Origin of the sequence: Caulobacter sp. Root343 (genome assembly GCF_001425745.1) — a bacterium.
Lineage (GTDB): Bacteria > Pseudomonadota > Alphaproteobacteria > Caulobacterales > Caulobacteraceae > Caulobacter.
Genome location: NZ_LMDF01000011.1, coordinates 21,004 through 36,345, shown reverse-complemented (window position 1 = coordinate 36,345; position 15,342 = coordinate 21,004). Strand labels below are relative to the sequence as shown.

13 protein-coding genes are annotated in these 15,342 nt (G+C 68.7%); 8 read left to right on the top strand and 5 right to left on the bottom strand.

The window, feature by feature from the left end; genetic code table 11:
• Nucleotides 1–2: 2 nt before the first annotated feature.
• The 3 genes from ASC70_RS21895 to ASC70_RS21885 are packed head-to-tail and all read right to left on the bottom strand — an operon-like array spanning nucleotide 3 to nucleotide 3,594.
• Complete coding sequence (locus ASC70_RS21895) at nucleotides 3–1,037, bottom strand: ABC transporter permease (RefSeq protein WP_082539812.1); 1,035 nt, start codon at nucleotides 1,035–1,037, stop codon at nucleotides 3–5.
• Nucleotides 1,034–2,593: a sugar ABC transporter ATP-binding protein gene (locus ASC70_RS21890; protein WP_056054656.1), complete on the bottom strand. Its 1,560-nt coding sequence runs from the start codon at nucleotides 2,591–2,593 to the stop codon at nucleotides 1,034–1,036. The genes ASC70_RS21895 and ASC70_RS21890 overlap by 4 nt, the downstream gene beginning before the upstream one ends.
• A gap of 8 nt (nucleotides 2,594–2,601) precedes the next feature.
• A complete protein-coding gene (locus ASC70_RS21885; protein ID WP_056054654.1) occupies nucleotides 2,602–3,594 on the bottom strand; it encodes a sugar ABC transporter substrate-binding protein in 993 nt (330 codons plus the stop codon).
• A 436-nt stretch (nucleotides 3,595–4,030) separates the two neighbouring features.
• Here ASC70_RS21885 and ASC70_RS21880 point away from each other — a divergent pair, with 436 nt between their 5' ends.
• The 8 genes from ASC70_RS21880 (at nucleotide 4,031) to ASC70_RS21845 (ending at nucleotide 13,463) form a co-directional block, all read left to right on the top strand.
• Entirely contained in the window at nucleotides 4,031–4,822 is a 792-nt protein-coding gene (locus ASC70_RS21880) for an ABC transporter permease (protein ID WP_056054649.1), read from the top strand.
• A gap of 9 nt (nucleotides 4,823–4,831) precedes the next feature.
• A complete protein-coding gene (locus tag ASC70_RS21875; RefSeq protein WP_056054647.1) occupies nucleotides 4,832–5,584 on the top strand; it encodes an ABC transporter ATP-binding protein in 753 nt (250 codons plus the stop codon).
• Nucleotides 5,581–6,501 carry a class I SAM-dependent methyltransferase gene (locus ASC70_RS21870; protein ID WP_056054644.1) on the top strand — a complete coding sequence of 307 codons (921 nt, stop codon included), beginning with the start codon at nucleotides 5,581–5,583 and terminating at the stop codon, nucleotides 6,499–6,501. Before ASC70_RS21875 ends, ASC70_RS21870 begins: the two co-directional genes overlap by 4 nt.
• Nucleotides 6,498–8,972: a glycoside hydrolase family 99-like domain-containing protein gene (locus tag ASC70_RS21865; protein WP_056054642.1), complete on the top strand. Its 2,475-nt coding sequence runs from the start codon at nucleotides 6,498–6,500 to the stop codon at nucleotides 8,970–8,972. Before ASC70_RS21870 ends, ASC70_RS21865 begins: the two co-directional genes overlap by 4 nt.
• A 5-nt stretch (nucleotides 8,973–8,977) precedes the next feature.
• Nucleotides 8,978–10,225, top strand: coding sequence for a DUF563 domain-containing protein (locus tag ASC70_RS21860; RefSeq protein WP_056748847.1), 1,248 nt, complete (start codon nucleotides 8,978–8,980; stop codon nucleotides 10,223–10,225).
• Between the two features lie 5 nt (nucleotides 10,226–10,230).
• Nucleotides 10,231–11,403 carry a DUF563 domain-containing protein gene (locus tag ASC70_RS21855; RefSeq protein WP_056054636.1) on the top strand — a complete coding sequence of 391 codons (1,173 nt, stop codon included), beginning with the start codon at nucleotides 10,231–10,233 and terminating at the stop codon, nucleotides 11,401–11,403.
• Nucleotides 11,400–12,482, top strand: a complete 1,083-nt coding sequence (locus ASC70_RS21850; protein ID WP_235519559.1) for an esterase-like activity of phytase family protein — start codon at nucleotides 11,400–11,402, stop codon at nucleotides 12,480–12,482. Before ASC70_RS21855 ends, ASC70_RS21850 begins: the two co-directional genes overlap by 4 nt.
• 90 nt (nucleotides 12,483–12,572) lie before the next feature.
• Nucleotides 12,573–13,463, top strand: coding sequence for a LysR family transcriptional regulator (locus tag ASC70_RS21845; RefSeq protein ID WP_056054633.1), 891 nt, complete (start codon nucleotides 12,573–12,575; stop codon nucleotides 13,461–13,463).
• Between the two features lie 7 nt (nucleotides 13,464–13,470).
• On the opposite strand, the gene ASC70_RS21840 is transcribed toward ASC70_RS21845, so the two are convergent.
• Both ASC70_RS21840 and ASC70_RS21835 read right to left on the bottom strand, forming a co-directional pair.
• Nucleotides 13,471–13,830, bottom strand: coding sequence for a response regulator (locus ASC70_RS21840; RefSeq protein WP_047408587.1), 360 nt, complete (start codon nucleotides 13,828–13,830; stop codon nucleotides 13,471–13,473).
• Between the two features lie 173 nt (nucleotides 13,831–14,003).
• Nucleotides 14,004–15,272, bottom strand: coding sequence for a dicarboxylate/amino acid:cation symporter (locus ASC70_RS21835; RefSeq protein WP_162247258.1), 1,269 nt, complete (start codon nucleotides 15,270–15,272; stop codon nucleotides 14,004–14,006).
• Nucleotides 15,273–15,342 lie beyond the last annotated feature (70 nt).

The following is a 15,342-nucleotide window of genomic DNA, read 5'->3' as shown; positions in this document are numbered from 1 at the left end:
GATCAGGCCTTGTGGGTGCGGGCGTAGTGGTCGAAGGCGACCGCGGCGACGATGATCAGGCCGATCACCACCTGCTGGAAGTACGAGGTGACGTGCATGATCACCAGGCCGTTCGACAGTACGCCGATCAGCAGGGCGCCCAGGATGGTGCCGCCGACGCCGCCGGAGCCGCCGGTCAGGCTGGCCCCGCCGATCACCACCGAGGCGATGACCCGCAGCTCGTAGCCCGTGCCAGCCACCGCCTCGGCGGAGCCCAGGCGGGCCGACAGCAGGAAGCCCGACAGGCCGGCCAGGGCGCCGATCACGGCGTAGACGCTGGTGACGATGAAGTCGACATTGACCCCCGACAGGCGCGCGGCCTCGGCGTTGCCGCCGACGGCGTAGACCTGGCGGCCGTAGCGCGTGTAGCGCAGCACCACGTGGCCGACGATCGCCACCAGGGCGAAAACCGCCACCGGGACCGGCACGAACAGGATGTCGCCCGTGCCCCACCAGCGATAGGCCGCGTCGAAGCCCGAGATAGGACCGCCGTCATTGAGGATCAGGGTCGCGCCGCGCCAGACGGTCATGCCGCCCAGGGTGACGATGAAGGCGGGAACGTGCAGCCAGGTCACCGCCTTGCCATGGATGTAGCCGCCGACCAGGCCGACGACGCTGGAAAGGGTCAGTGCGATCAGCCAACTGACCGGCGACTCGCCGACCACCGTGGTGATCACATAGGCGGCCGCCAGCGAGGCGAAGGCCAGCAGCGAGCCGACCGCCACGTCGATGCCGCCGATCAGGATCACATAGGTCATGCCGACCGCGATGATGCCGTAGATCGACACCTCGCTGAGGATGTTCAGCGCGTTGCGGATCGTCAGGAAGCGTTCGTTGACGATCCCGAACGCGGCGATCAGCAGCAGCAGGAACAGGATCGTCCGATGCTTACGCGCGAAGGCCAGAAGGTCGAAGCGGCGCCCAGGCGGCGGCGCGGGTTGGGGCGGCGCGGCCTGCTGGACTGTCGGTTCCGGGGAAAGCGTCGGGGAAGCGGTCATTGGGGACGGAGTTCCATTCCTGACGGCGAGGGCCGGCCGGCGCCGGTCGCCATATAGGCCATCAGGCCTTCTTCTGTGGCCGCGTCGGCCTCGAGGTCGGCGACGATCGCGCCTTCGCGGAAGACGATGATCCGGTCACTGACGGCCATGACCTCGGCCAGTTCCGAGGAGATGACGACGATTGCCACGCCCTGGGCCGCCAGGTCGGACAGCACCTGGTGGACCTCGGCCTTGGCGCCGATGTCGATGCCACGTGTGGGTTCGTCGACGATCAGCACGCGCGGGGCCAGCGCCATCGAGCGGCCCAGCAGCACCTTCTGCTGGTTGCCGCCGGACAGCTTGCCGATCGGGGTTTCCTGGTCGGCCATCTTGATCCGCAGCTTCTGGCGATAGGTCTCGACCAGGTCGCGCTCGGCGCGCTCGTCGACCCACTGGCCGAAGCGGCTCAGCGGCCCCAGGCTGGGCAGGCTGAGATTGTGGCGGATCGAGTGGTCGAGGAAACAGCCCTGCTGCTTGCGGTCCTCGGGCACCAGCATGACGCCCGCCCGGATCGCGTCACGCGGCGACCTCAGCTTCAGCGGCTTGTCGTCCAGATGGATCGAGCCCGACGCGATGGCGTCGGCCCCGAAGATCAGCCGAGCCAGGTCCGTGCGGCCGGCCCCGACCAGACCGGCCAAGCCGACGATCTCGCCGGCTCGGACCTCCAGGCGGATGTCCTTCAGATAGCCCGGCGTGGAGAGACGCGGCCGGCGCGGGGTCACGCTCTCGACCTTCAGCACCACGCGGCCGGGCGGACCCGAGCGGACGCGGCGAACGAACTCGACGTGGCGGCCGACCATCAGCCGGACCATGTCGGCGACCTCGACCTCGGCGACGTCGCCGCTGGCCACCCAGCGGCCGTCGCGCATCACCGTATAGCGGTCGCACATGGCCTTCACCTCGGCCAGGCGGTGCGAGACGTAGATGACGCTGACGCCGCGCGCCTTGAGGCCCGCGATGATGGCGTGCAGGCCGTCGACCTCGCGGCTGCTCAAGGCGGCCGTCGGCTCGTCCATGATGATCAGCCGGGCGTTCAGGGTCATCGCCTTGGCGATCTCGACCATCTGCTGCTCGGCCACGGTCAGGCGGCGGACCGGCTCGTCCGGATCCAGCGGCAGGCCCAACGCTTCGAGCAGGGCGCGGGCGTCGGCGCGCAGTCGCCTCCAGTCGATCAGGCCCAGCCGTTTGGGCTCGCGGCCCAGATACATGTTCTCGGCGACGCTGAGTTCCGGGAACAGGTTGAATTCCTGGTAGATCGTGGCGATGCCCAGCTGCTGGCGGCGCAGCGGCGTGTCGCGCGGGTCCAGCGGCTGGCCGTCGAACGTCACGGTCCCCTCGTCGGCCGCGTGGGCCGCCGACAGGATCTTGATCAGGGTCGACTTGCCCGCGCCGTTCTCGCCCAGCAGGGCGTGGACCTCGCCCTGTCCCCCTTTGGGTCCGACTTGCAGCCGGACCTGATCGAGGGCCAGCACGCCGGGAAAGCGCTTGCTGACCTGGCTGACGTCCAGAAGAGCCATGGCGTCGTCTACTTCACCTCGGCGATGCGCGAGGCCTCGGCGAGGTTGGCGCTGGTGATCAGCACGGGGATCAGGCTGACGCTCTTGGGCGCGGCGCCGGTCTTGATCTTGGCCACGGCCTGGCGAAGGGCGGTGCGGATCTGCTGGCCGGGGTTCTGCTCGACCGAGGCGACCATCTCGCCGGCCTTGATGCGGGCCAGGGCCTCGGGAATGGCGTCGAAGCCCAGCACCTTGACCTTGTCGGACGTGAAGCCGGCGGCGCGGACGGCCTCCAGCGCGCCCATGGCCATGTCGTCGTTCAGGCACAGGATCACGTCCGGCGGCGTGTCGTGCATCGAGGTCAGCACGTTCTGGGTGACCGTCAGGGCCTGGTCGCGCTTGGAGTTGGCGGTCTGCTCGGTGACGATCTTGAACGCCGGACCGCCGGACGCGAGTCCGTCGTGGACGCCCTTGACCCGCTCGATCGAACTGGAGCTACCGGGATCGTTGGTGATCACCACCACGCGCGCGCCGCCCGGATAGGTCTTGACCACCCAGTCGGCCATGGCGCGGCCGCCGGCCACGTTGTCGGCGCCGACGTGCGGCACCGGCGTCTTGCCGCCGACGATGTTGCGGTCGACCGAGATCACCGTCACGCCTTGCTCGGCCAGCTCGTCGGTGGCGGTGGCCAGGGCCTTGGAGTCGGTGGGGGCCACGATCACCACCTTGGCGCCTTGCACGGCGGCGGCCTCGAGGTCGGCGATCTGCTTGGCGGAATTGTTCTGGGCGTCCAGCACCTGGACCTTGACGCCCAGCTTGCCGGCCTCGTCCTCGAGTTCGCGGCGCATGGCCACGAAGAAAGGTTGGGAGAGGTCGTTGAAGCTGACCACGACCTCGGAAGCGTCCTGGCCGCCGCGCGAACAGGCGCCCAACAGGCCGGCCGTCAGCCCCATGCCTGACACCAGGCCCAGTCCGGACACCAGGCCGAAGAAGCGTCGGCGCGACGGCAGAGGGCGGGTCATGGGGTTTCTCTTCCTAATGTCTGATTATTGGATGCTGGGCATCACTCTGAGTTTGGGACAGGTGTATGGAAGGCATATTCCATGTCAAGCAAACTAAGAAATTGTGTTTCAAATCCGGCCTGATCGGGCTCCCCGGCTCGCGCCGCGCGCACGGGCCGCTACAGGCGCCTCGAGCGTCAGCATACTCGGATCCGCGCGGCGCTTTCACCCCCGTTCGACGGCTCCGGTCCAATTGTCGGAGATATAGCGCATAAAATGCGCGGGCGGGATCGACGCGCCGAGCGGTCCCAAGGGCGGGACTAAAGTTTTTACGCAACAGGTCGGGCGCGAGTTGGGAAACCCGCGCTCGCTAGCCGTCCAAAGCATTGTCGGGCGGCTCGGCGCTCTGTAAGCAGGCGCCTTACTGACCGCCGTGAGGCGTTGAGGAAGGATCCGCATGCCGAGTCCCTTGATGGCGGCGCTGAAGGACGTGGGAGACGGCATTCGCCTCGCCCCCCTGTGGTGGCGGCTCGGCCTGGACCAGACGGCGTCGCGCTTCCAGCGCTCGATCCTGGGTCCGTTCTGGATGGCCTGCAACCTGCTGGTCGTCGCCTTCGCCTTGGCGTTCCTAGTCAGCGCCATGATGGGCGTGAACCTGATGGGCACCTTTCCGCAGGTGGTGGCCGGCTTGCTGGCCTGGTCGCTGGTCGGGACCACGATCGCCGACGCCCAGGCGATCTTCCTCTACAATGCCGGCCTGATGCAGAGCCAGCGCCTGCCGCTGACCTTCTATGTCTTCCTGCACGCCCAAAAGGCGGCGACGAACTTCCTTTTCCAGCTGATCGCGTTTTGGGCCGTGTTGCTGGTCATCGGCCGTTTCGCCGTGCCGCACTGGACGCTGATCCCGGCGGTCGCGCTGATGCTGTTTGTCGTGTGTTTCCAGGGTTTCATCATCGCCATCCCGTCGACCCGCTTCCGCGACGTGGCGTACATGATGAGCTATGTCGTGCAGTTGCTGTTCTACGTGACGCCCGTGTTCTGGATGACCGCCAATGTCAGCGCCAAGCACCGCTGGGTGGTCGAAATGAACCCGCTGGCGCATCAGGTCGAGCTGCTGCGCGCGGCGCTGACCGGTCATGCGCCCGCGGCGATCGACTGGTGGTGGACGTTGGGAACGGCTGGCGTTCTGGCGATAATCGCCTTCGCGCTGCTGGCCATGTTCCGCAAGCGCGTGGTCTTCTGGCTTTAGGAGACGGCGATGACGCACCGGATCAAGCTGACGAACGTCGATCTCGACTACTTCGTCTACAGCCTGCGCTCGCAGTCGCTGCGCAGCGCCGTGTTCAACCTCGCCGTGGGCGGCAAGATGTACAAGGCGGCCGGCGACGTCGCCGCGGTCAAGGCGCTGTCGGACATCAATCTCGAGATCGTCGAGGGCGACCGCATCGCGCTCGTCGGACATAACGGCTCGGGCAAGACCACCCTGCTGAAGGTGATCGCCGGCATCTATTCGCCGACCCGCGGCGAGCTAGAGATCGATGGCGACATCACCTCGATGATCGCCCTCAACGCCGGCATCGACATGGAGGCGACGGGCCTTCGCAACATCCACAAGCTGGGCCTGATGCGGCGCCTGTCGCGCAAGGTGATCGACAGTCGCGTAGACGCCATCGCCGAGTTCTCGGGGCTGGGCGACTTCCTGCACCTGCCGGTCCGCACCTATTCGGCCGGCATGCTGGCGCGCCTGATGTTCTCGGTCGCCACCGAGTTCGAGGCCGATATCCTGGTGCTGGACGAGTGGCTCAGCGCCGGCGACGCCGCCTTCGTGCAGAAGGCCGCTCAGCGCATGCACCGCATGGTCGAGGACGCCAAGATCATGGTCATGGCCACGCATGACCACGACCTTGTCTGTCGCGTCTGCAACCGCGTCTGTGAGCTGCAGGCCGGCCGCATCGTCTTCCTCGGCCCGACCGAAGAGTGGCTGGCCTACCGGGAAGCCCAGGTCGCATGACGGTCTCCGCCCGCCTTCTCGCCCACGAAGACATCCGGGGCGAAGGTCCAAGCGCCTGGATCGCGCGCCTGAAGCGCTCGGTCGCCGAGCGCGCCCAGGATGGCTTGGTGTTCCCCGACTTTCCGTCGGCCGAGATCCAGAGGCAGTTCGTCGGCTCGGCCTACGAGGACGCCCTTGAGGAGGCCGGGCGATTCTACGACTTCGCGCAGGAGAGCATGGGCGACCGCGCCTACAAGCGGTCCGGCGCCGGGGGCTATCTGGACTTCGGCTGCGGCTGGGGGCGGATCGGGCGCTTCTTCTTGCGCGACTTCAAGGCCGAGGACATGGTCGGGGTCGACATCGATCCCGACATGGTCGCCTTCTGCGCCGGCGCGAACCTGCCCGGCCGGTTCGAGACCATCGCCAACGGCCAGCCGCTGCCGTTCGCCGACGGGTCGTTCCGCCTGATCACCGCCTATTCGGTCTTCACCCATCTGCCGCCGCACCTGTTCCGCGCCTGGCTGGCCGAGCTGCTGCGGGTGCTGGCGCCTGGCGGCCAGCTAGTGTTCACGGTCGAGCCGCCACGCTTCCTAGACATGCTGGAAGCCACGGACGCCGACTCCTCGAATGCCTGGATGGCGGCGCTATCCGTCTATAAGGACCGCCTCCCGCAACTGCGCGCGGACCTCGCGGGCGAAGGCATCGCCTATCTGCCATCGGGCGGCGGCGACTATCGCGAACCGGACGTCTATGGCGAAACGGCCGTGACGGCCAAGTTCGTGGCCAAGCAAGCCGCGCCGTACGGCGGCGAGGTGGTGCGCTACATCGACGATCCGGCCCGCTTCTGGCAGGCGGCCGTGGTCATCCGCAAGCGCGACCCCAACGCGCCGCGGGGCTTCTTCGCGCGGCTGCTGGCCCGCCTTTCGGGCAAGGCATGAGCCGCCCGCCGCCCAAGCCGGTGTTCGGCGGCCTGAAGCCCGGCCGCGACGTCGCGGTCCAGGGCCTCGACGCCCAGGGGCGGACCGTCTTGGCGGCGGCCAGAGGCGACCCTCAGATGGTCTGGACCGCGACCCGCGCCGAGCGCGCCGCCCTGCGCGCGGCCAAGGCGGTGCGGATCGACGTCAAGCTCGAGGCGGTCGAAGGGCAGTTGGTCGGTCCGGCGCTCTACGCCGACTGGGGCGACGGCTTTTCGGAAGATTCCTACACCCGCCTGAAGGCTGGCCCCGACGGCTGGTTCGCCTCGCTGCCGGCCCGCAGCTGGCAGCTGAACGGCGTGCGGCTGGATCCGTCGGAAGGCGCCTGCGCGTTCGTCGTGGCTGACTTCAAGGTCTCGCGCGTCGGCGATCTGGGCAAGGATCCGCGTGGCCTGAAGGGCGCGGCGATCCAGGCGATCAAGCCGCTGCTGGGACCCCTGCGCAAACCGGCGGGCGCGGCCTGGCGGCGAGGGCGGGCGATGCTGGACCGGGCGCGGGCGAGCCGTCCCGCCGCCGGCGGCGACTCGGGGCCGGTGCGGGCGACCTACACCCACGCGATCCGGGTCGCGAAGAACCTGCGCAGCCCCCACTACGCCGCCCCGATCGCCGCGCCGATCGCCCTGCCGGCCGACGCGCCGAAGGTGGTGGCCTTCTACCTGCCGCAGTTTCATCCGTTCCCGGAGAACGACGCCTGGTGGGGCAAGGGCTTCACCGAGTGGACCAATGTCTCCAAGGCCCAGCCGCAGTTCCTGGGCCACTACCAGCCGCGCTTGCCGGCCGACCTGGGCTTCTACGACCTGCGCCAGCGCGAGGTGATCGCCCAGCAGATCGATCTGGCCAAGGGCGCTGGTGTCCACGCCTTCTGCTTCCACTACTATTGGTTCGCCGGAAAGCGGCTGCTGGAGCGGCCGATCGAGTTGTTCCTGGCCGACTCGACCCTGGACCTGCCGTTCGCTCTCTGCTGGGCCAACGAGAACTGGACGCGGCGCTGGGACGGCGACGAGAGCGACATCCTGATGGGCCAGGATCACTCGCCCGAGGACGACGAGGCCGTATTCGAGGACATGGCCCGCTACATCCGCGATCCTCGCTACCTGAAGGTCGGCGGCAAGCCGGTTCTGGTGCTGTATCGCCCCGAGATCCTGCCGGACTCCAAGGCCACCACCGACCGCTGGCGGTCGCGGGCGCGGGCGATGGGGATCGGCGAACTGCACCTGCTGTGCACCACGGCCTTCGGCTTCCAGGACCACGCCGGCCATGGCTTCGACGGGATCATCGACTTCCCGCCGCACGCCATCGTCGAGGGCGAGATCACCAAGTCGGTGACGCCGCTGCATCCGAACTTCACCGGCAAGGTCTACGACTATCCAACGGTCGTGCAGCACAAGCTGGACGAACTGGAACAGGCCGACGCCGCCTTCGTGCCGGGCGTGATGCCGGGCTGGGACAACCAGGCGCGCAAGCCCTGGGCCGGCCACGCCTTCCACAACGCCGACCCGGAGAGCTATCTGCGCTGGCTGTCGGGCGCCTTGAAGCATGCGGAGACCAAGCACCCGAAAGGGCAGGGCCTGGCCTTCGTCAACGCCTGGAACGAGTGGGGCGAGGGGGCCTATCTGGAGCCTGACCGCTGGTTCGGCCACGGCTATCTGCATGCCACCCGCGCCGCGCTCGGCGCCTACCTGCCGCGCCTGACCGACGACCATCCATTGGTCGCTGAAGCTCAGCGGGGCTTCGTCAAGCGCGCCGAGGCGGTGACCCTGCTGCATCTGTTCTATCCGGAACTGATCGACTGGTTCGCCGAGCGCCTGGCCGCCACGGCCGGCGTGCTGGACCTGATGATCACCGTGCCGGAAGCCTGGGGCGAGGCCGACCTGGCCAAGGTCCGTGCGGCCTTCCCGCGCGCCCACCTGGCCATCGCCGAGAACCGTGGCCGCGACATCCGGCCGTTCGTCGAGACCCTGCGCCGAGCCCGGGCGCTCGGCTATTCGGTGTTCTGCAAGCTTCACTCCAAGCGCTCGCCACACCAGCCCAAGGGCGACCAGTGGCGGGCCGCGCTGGTCGATGGCCTGCTGGGCGGCGAGGCGACCGCCCTGGCCCTGCGCGCCTTCGCCCAGGATCCGAAACTGGGCCTGCTGGCCTCGTCGGAGGCCCGCATGCGGATGGGCGATCCCGACGTGATGGACAACAACCGTCCGGACGTCGAGCGGCTCTCCGCGCGCATGGGCCTGAAGCCGCGACCCGAGACGCCGTTCGCGGCCGGCTCGATGTTCTGGGGACGGACGGAAGCGTTCGCTCCGCTGACCGACCTGACCGACGCCGAGCTTGGTTTCGGGCCGGAGCTCGGCCGCGTCGACGGCACGACGGCCCACGCGATCGAACGGCTGACCGCCGCCATCGTCTCCCGCGCCGGCTACCGGGCGAGTTTCGAGCTGTGAGACGGGTGCTACGCGCCGCGCGCCGGGTGGCCAAGGGCGCGACGAGCCGACTGAAGGCCCTGGTTCCCGAGCGCCCGCGGGGCCCAGGTCTGCCGCTGACGATCGTCAGTGAGGCGGCGGTTCTGCCCCGCGTCGCCAACGTTCTGGACGGTGGCGTTCCCGCCGCGCCGGGCCTTATCGCGGAGCTGACGTCCGAGAGCGTGGAGGCGGAAGAAAAGACGCGCCTGCGGCTGGCCGGCCGGGTCGGCGGTGTCGATGCGCCAGCATGGGCCACAGGAGCCGGCGGCGTTCGTCGCGCGCCCGTCGACCTCGTCCGAGTGACGGGCGTCTGGCACGCCCCGGCCTTCGGCGCGGTGTTCAACGACCAGGGGCAGGTGTTCCAGAAAACGGTCCAGGAGGCTCTGTATCTGACGCCCTCGCTGGGCCTGTTGCCGGGGGTTCGCGTCGAAGAGGACCGAGCCGTGTTTCGCCCGCCGGGCAAGGTCCCGCGGCTGGAGCGCGCCACGGTCTTCATGGCGTGGGGAGGGCTGCACAACTATGGCTGCTTCCTGATCGAGTGCCTGCCGGCTCTGGTCGCGGCGATCGAGACCGGCGCGACCCAGCGCTTCCCGGCGATCGCGCCGCCCCTGCTGCCCTGGCATCGCGATCTCCTTGCCCTGTTGCTGGGCTCGGCGCCCCAACCCCGCGTGATCGAAGCCCCGCTGGCGCGGATCGAGGACGCGATCTACGCCTCGACCCTGGATCACTTCCTGCACGCGCCCAACGCGCCGCTAGATCGCGTCCGCGAGCGGATCTTGGCGGCGGCGGCCGTCGATCCCGCGGTCGGGCCGCGGCGCATCTATGTCAGCCGCCGCGACTCGGTCGACCGTGTGCTGCTCAACGAGCTGGACCTGGAGACGGCCCTGGCGGCGCGCGGCTTCACGATCGTCAGGCCCGCCACCCTATCGGTCCGCGAGCAGGTGGCGTTGTTCCACGGGGCCGACGTCGTTGTCGCCGCCCCCGGCGCGGCCCTGGCCAATATCCTGTTCTGCCGACCAGGGACCAAGGTGGTCGAATTGCAGCCGACCCACTTCACCGCCGCATGGCCGCGCAACCTCGCCCTGTTCGCCGATCTGGACTGGCGCGCCTTCTTCTCGCCCTCGCCGGTCAGTCAGGTCGAGATGATGCTGGAGGACTGGCGTCGTCCGGACGCGGCGTTTAGCTGGCGGCTGGACCTGCCGGCCTTCCTCGGCTTCCTCGACGTGGGGCTCTAGGGGCGATGGTCCAATCCGTCGACATCACCGCGTGCGACCTCGTTCCGCTGACCACGGCCTTGGCCGGCGGCGGCCGCGCCGTCCGCGCGCGCCTGATGGGCGACAGCGGCTATGTCCTGGCGCGCCCGATGCCGTGGCCGTGCGAAGGCGAGCAGATGAACGCCGACCACCGGTACGATTGGCCGACGCCGGCCATCGATCTCTATGTCGCGCGCGACGTGCGGGTGGGCGGCCTGGGCGGGCACCTGACCTTGGACGGCCAGCTCGTCTATGCGGCCGGTCCCTATCCCAGCTACGTCAAGCACTGGTGGGACAACGACATCACGCCCCAGCGCTGGGCGTTCTCCGCGCCCGCCAAGCGCCGGCTCGAGCGGGCGTTCGTGATCACCCATTTCAATTTCGTCTGGGGTCACTGGCTGACCGAGATGTATCCCAAGCTGTTCCTGATCCAGGCCTTGGCGGCGAGCGGGGTCACCGCCCCCGTGGTGCTGCCGGCCAGCGCCCCCGGCTACGTGTCGCGGATTGTCCGCGAGATGCTTCCGGGGCACGAGATCGTCACCTACGACCCGGCCCGCGAGGCGCTCCACGTCGACGTGGCCCTGCTGCCGCACATGCTGCACAAGGATTACATCTTCCACGACTTCCTCCGGTGGAAGCTGGAGGAACAGGCGCTGGCCTGGCCGCGCGGCGCCGGTTTCGACAAGGTGTTCGTCAGCCGCGCGGGACTTCGCGCGCCCGGGGTCTTCCGCGAGATGGTCAATGAACCCGAGATCGAGGGCATAGCACGCGACCTGGGCCTGACCGTGCTGCGGCCCGAAACCCTCTCGTGGACGGAGCAGGCCCGGATCTTCTCGCGCGCTCGCGTGGTGGCCGGCGAGTTCGGCTCGGGCCTGCACAACACGCTCCTGTCGCCGCCGGGCTGCCAAGTGGTGGCGCTGAACTGGCTGGTCGAGGTGCAGTCGCGGATCGGCAATTTCCGTCGCCACGACGTCGGCTACATCCTGCCGTCCGACGGTCGCCCGCGCCTGCATACGATCGAGGCCCAGAGCCAGCCCTTCACGATCGATCCCGCCGAGTTTCGCCGCAAGCTGACCGTGGCCATCGAACGCGCCGAGGCCACCTCCGCCATGGCCGGCTGGGACGACGGTCCGCTTCTCGCGCCGGCGTCGCGGCTTTGAAGGCGCTGGTCCTCGCCGCGCTGCTCGCAGTGACGCCGGCGGCGGCGAAAGACCGGCTGTCGCTGATCAAGGCCTGCGAGACGCCCAAGGGGATCGTCTTCGAAGGCGGCGGCTACGGCGGGATCTCCGGCATCGACTACGATCCACGTTCGGGGCTCTGGGCGTTCATCAGCGACGACAAGTCCGAGCACGGACCGTCGCATGTCTTCCTGGGCCGCCTCGACCTGCGTCCCGGCCAGCCCTGCGCGCCGACGCTGGAGAAGATGATCCCGCTGCGCCGCGAGGACGGCGCGACCTTCCCGGACCGCAAGGCCGGGACCGAGGCGGCGGACGGGGAGGCGATCCGCTTCGATCCGCTGAGCCACGACCTGATCTGGGCCACCGAAGGCGACTTCGACCACGGCTACCCGCCGGCGGTGCGGCGGATCAAGTCCGACGGGACGCCGGTCAGTCGGATGGTGGTCCCCGAGATGCTGACGTTTCATGCGGGCGGCGAGACCGGTGCGCGCAAGAACGCCACCACCGAGGGCGCGTCGTGGTCCGTTGACGGACGATCGATGTGGCTGTCGATGGAATGGCCGCTGGCGCAGGACGGTCCCGTTCCTTCGGTGGCCCAAGGCGGCTTGACCCGCCTGAGTCGCCTGGATCGTTCGGGGCGGCTGTTGGCGCAGTACGCCTATCCGCTGGACCCGGTGCAGGCCGCCTCGCCGGTGGGCGTGAACGACAATGGCGTCAGCGAGATCCTGACCCTGGACGACCATCGCCTGCTGGTGCTGGAGCGCTCGGCGGCCAAGGGCGCGGACGGGCGCTACGGCTATCACATCCGCCTGTACCTGGCCGACCTTGCCAAGGCCCAGGATGTTTCGAAGGTCGAGAGCCTGGCGAAGACCCCGGTCCGGCCCGTCGAGAAGCGGTTGTTGCTGAACTTCGATCGCCTGGGCGTCCGGATCGACAACCTGGAGGCCATGGCCTGGGGGCCGCGCCTGAAGGACGGGGCCCGCGCGCTGGTCCTGGCTTCGGACGACAATTACGACGCCAACCAGATCAACCAGATCCTGGTCCTGCGGTTCGGACGGTAGGACAGGCGCGGCGACGGAGGACGGGCTGGACCTGAATCGTCGATGAGCCGATCATCGCGGTTCTCGTGCATCAGTGAGCAAGGTTCAGTAATGCGGCCCATCGCCCCCGCGGATCTGGCCAGCTTCCTGGCCATCGCCCGCCACAAGAGCTTCCGCCGCGCCGCCGACGAGCTGGGCTGCACGCCGTCAGCCCTCAGCCACGCCCTGCGGGGGATCGAGGAGCGGCTGGACCTGCGCCTGGTCAACCGCACCACCCGCAGCGTCGCCCTGACCGAGGCCGGCGAGCGGCTGTTCGCCCGCGTGTCCCCGGCGTTCCGCGACATCGACGACGCCCTCGACGATCTCAACAATTTCCGCGACCGGCCAATGGGAACGCTGCGCTTCAACGCCTCGCGCGGCGCCGCCGAGCTGGTGCTGCTGCCGGCCGTGAACCGCTTCATGGCCCGCCAGCCCGGGGTGAAGGTCGAGATCATCGTCGATGGCGCCCTGGTCGACATGGTGGCCGAGGGCTGCGACGCCGGCGTGCGCTTCGGCGAAACCATCGCCCAGGACATGGTCGCCGTGCCGATCGGCCCGCGCCAGCGCACCGCCATCGTCGCCGCGCCGGCCTTCTTCGCGCGCCATCCCAAGCCGACCGCGCCCGAGCAGCTGAAGGACCTGCCGTGCATCCGCTTCCGCTTCGCCAGCGGCCGATTTTATCACTGGGAGTTCGAGCGCGACGGGGTCGAGCTGAACATCGAGGTCGACGGGCCCCTGACCCTGGGCGACCAGGGCCTGATGATCCAGGCCGCCCTGGACGGCGTCGGCGTGGCCTTCGCCTTCGAGGATCAGGTCGCCGACCTGATCGCGGCCGGCAAGCTGGTTCGCGTGTTGGAGGACTGGTGCCCCTACTACGGAGGCTTCTATCTCTACTATCCCAGCCGGAGGCGCGCGCCGGCGCCGCTGCGGGCCTTCATCGACTTCCTGCGCGAGGAAGGGTGAGGCCGTTCTATCCGGCTCGAAACTTGTCGATCGCCTGGCGCAACGCCCCGACATTGATCGGCTTGGCCAGCACCTCGACGTTTTCGAAACCTCGGCGGGGGAGGTCGCCGTAGCCGGTGGCGAAGACGAACGGCACACCTTGCTCGCGCAGCGCCTCGGCGACCGGAAACACCATCTCGCCGCCGATATTGACGTCCAGCACCGCGCCGTCGGGCGCGGGCTGGCCGCTGTCCAGCCAGGCCAGGGCGTCGTCGACCGCGCCGAACGAGCCGGCGACCTCGCATCCCAGGTCGCCGAGCATGTCCTCGACCATCATGGCCACCAGCGCCTCGTCCTCGACGATCATCACCTTGCTGGGCGGCTTCATGCGGCGAGATTCATCCTTGTCACCCGATCGCTATCGGACCTTGGGGCGTCCCGAGGCGCTAGACTCAACATCGCTCCAACTTCGCACGTCGGTTGTATTTGAAACCCTAACATGCGGACGGCGCCGGACAGCTTTGCCCGCCATGGCGGGATGCGCGCTCGCCCGTCCCGGGATCAGGCGACGGCCGGTTCGACCGGCGCGGTTTCGCCGCGCAGGACGCGCGTCAAACGATCTCGGTCCAGAGCGCCTTCCCATCGCGCGACCACCAGGGTGGCCACGCCATTGCCGACCAGGTTGGTCAGGGCCCGGCACTCGCTCATGAAGCGGTCGACGCCGACCAGCACGGCCAGGGCCGCGATCGGGATGTCCGGCACCACCGCCAGGGTCGCGGCCAGGGTGATGAAGCCCGCCCCGGTGACCCCGCTCGCGCCCTTCGAGGTCAGCATGGCCACGCCCAGCAAGGCCAGTTCCTGCCCCAGCGAGATGTGGGTGTTGGTCGCCTGGGCCAGGAACAGGGTGGCCAAGGTCATGTAGATGTTGGTGCCGTCCAGGTTGAAGCTGTAGCCGGTCGGGATCACCAGACCCACGACCGAACGCCGCGCGCCGGCGTTCTCCAGCTTTTCCATCATCTGCGGCAGCACCGACTCCGACGAGCTGGTGCCCAGCACGATCAGCAGCTCCTCGCGGATATAGGCCAGGAAGCGCAGGATCGAGAAGCCGCTGGCCCAGGCGATCGCGCCCAGCACCACCAGCACGAACAGCAGCGAGGTGACGTAGAAGGTCGCCACCAGCGCCCCCAGCTGCACCAGCGCCCCGATCCCGTACTTGCCGATCGTGAAGCCCATGGCTCCGAACGCGCCCAGCGGGGCCAGTCGCACCACCACATGGATGACGCCAAAGAACAGCTTGGCCGCGTCCTCCAGCACATTGGCGACCTTGTCGCCGAAGTCGCCCAGCCGCGTGCAGGCGAAGCCCGTCAGGATGGCGACGACCAGCACCTGCAGAAGGTTGCCCTCGGCGAAGGCGCTGAAGAAGGTGTCGGGGATCAGGTGCAGCAGATAGGCGACCAGGCCCTCGCCGTGCTGGGCCTTGGCCAGGTAGCCGGCCGCGATCGACGGGTCGAGCGCCTTGGGATCGATATTGAACCCCGCGCCCGGCTTCAGGGTGCGTCCCACCACCAGGCCCAGGATCAGGGCCAGGGTCGAGACCGCTTCGAAATAGAGCAGCGCCTTGATCCCTACCCGGCCGAACGCCTTGATGTCGCCCATCCGGGCTATGCCGCCGGCCACGGTGCAGAAGATCACCGGGGCGATCACCAGCTTGATCAGCTTGATGAAGCCGTCGCCGAGCGGCTTCACCGCCACCCCGATCTTGGGCCACAGCGCCCCGACCAGCACCCCCAGGGCGATGGCGATCAGGACCTGGACATAGATGGATTTCAGATGCCGCATCGTGTTCGCCCCCGAGCGTCGTCAACGGGGTTCGCACGCCCGCCTTCTTGCGCTATTGACC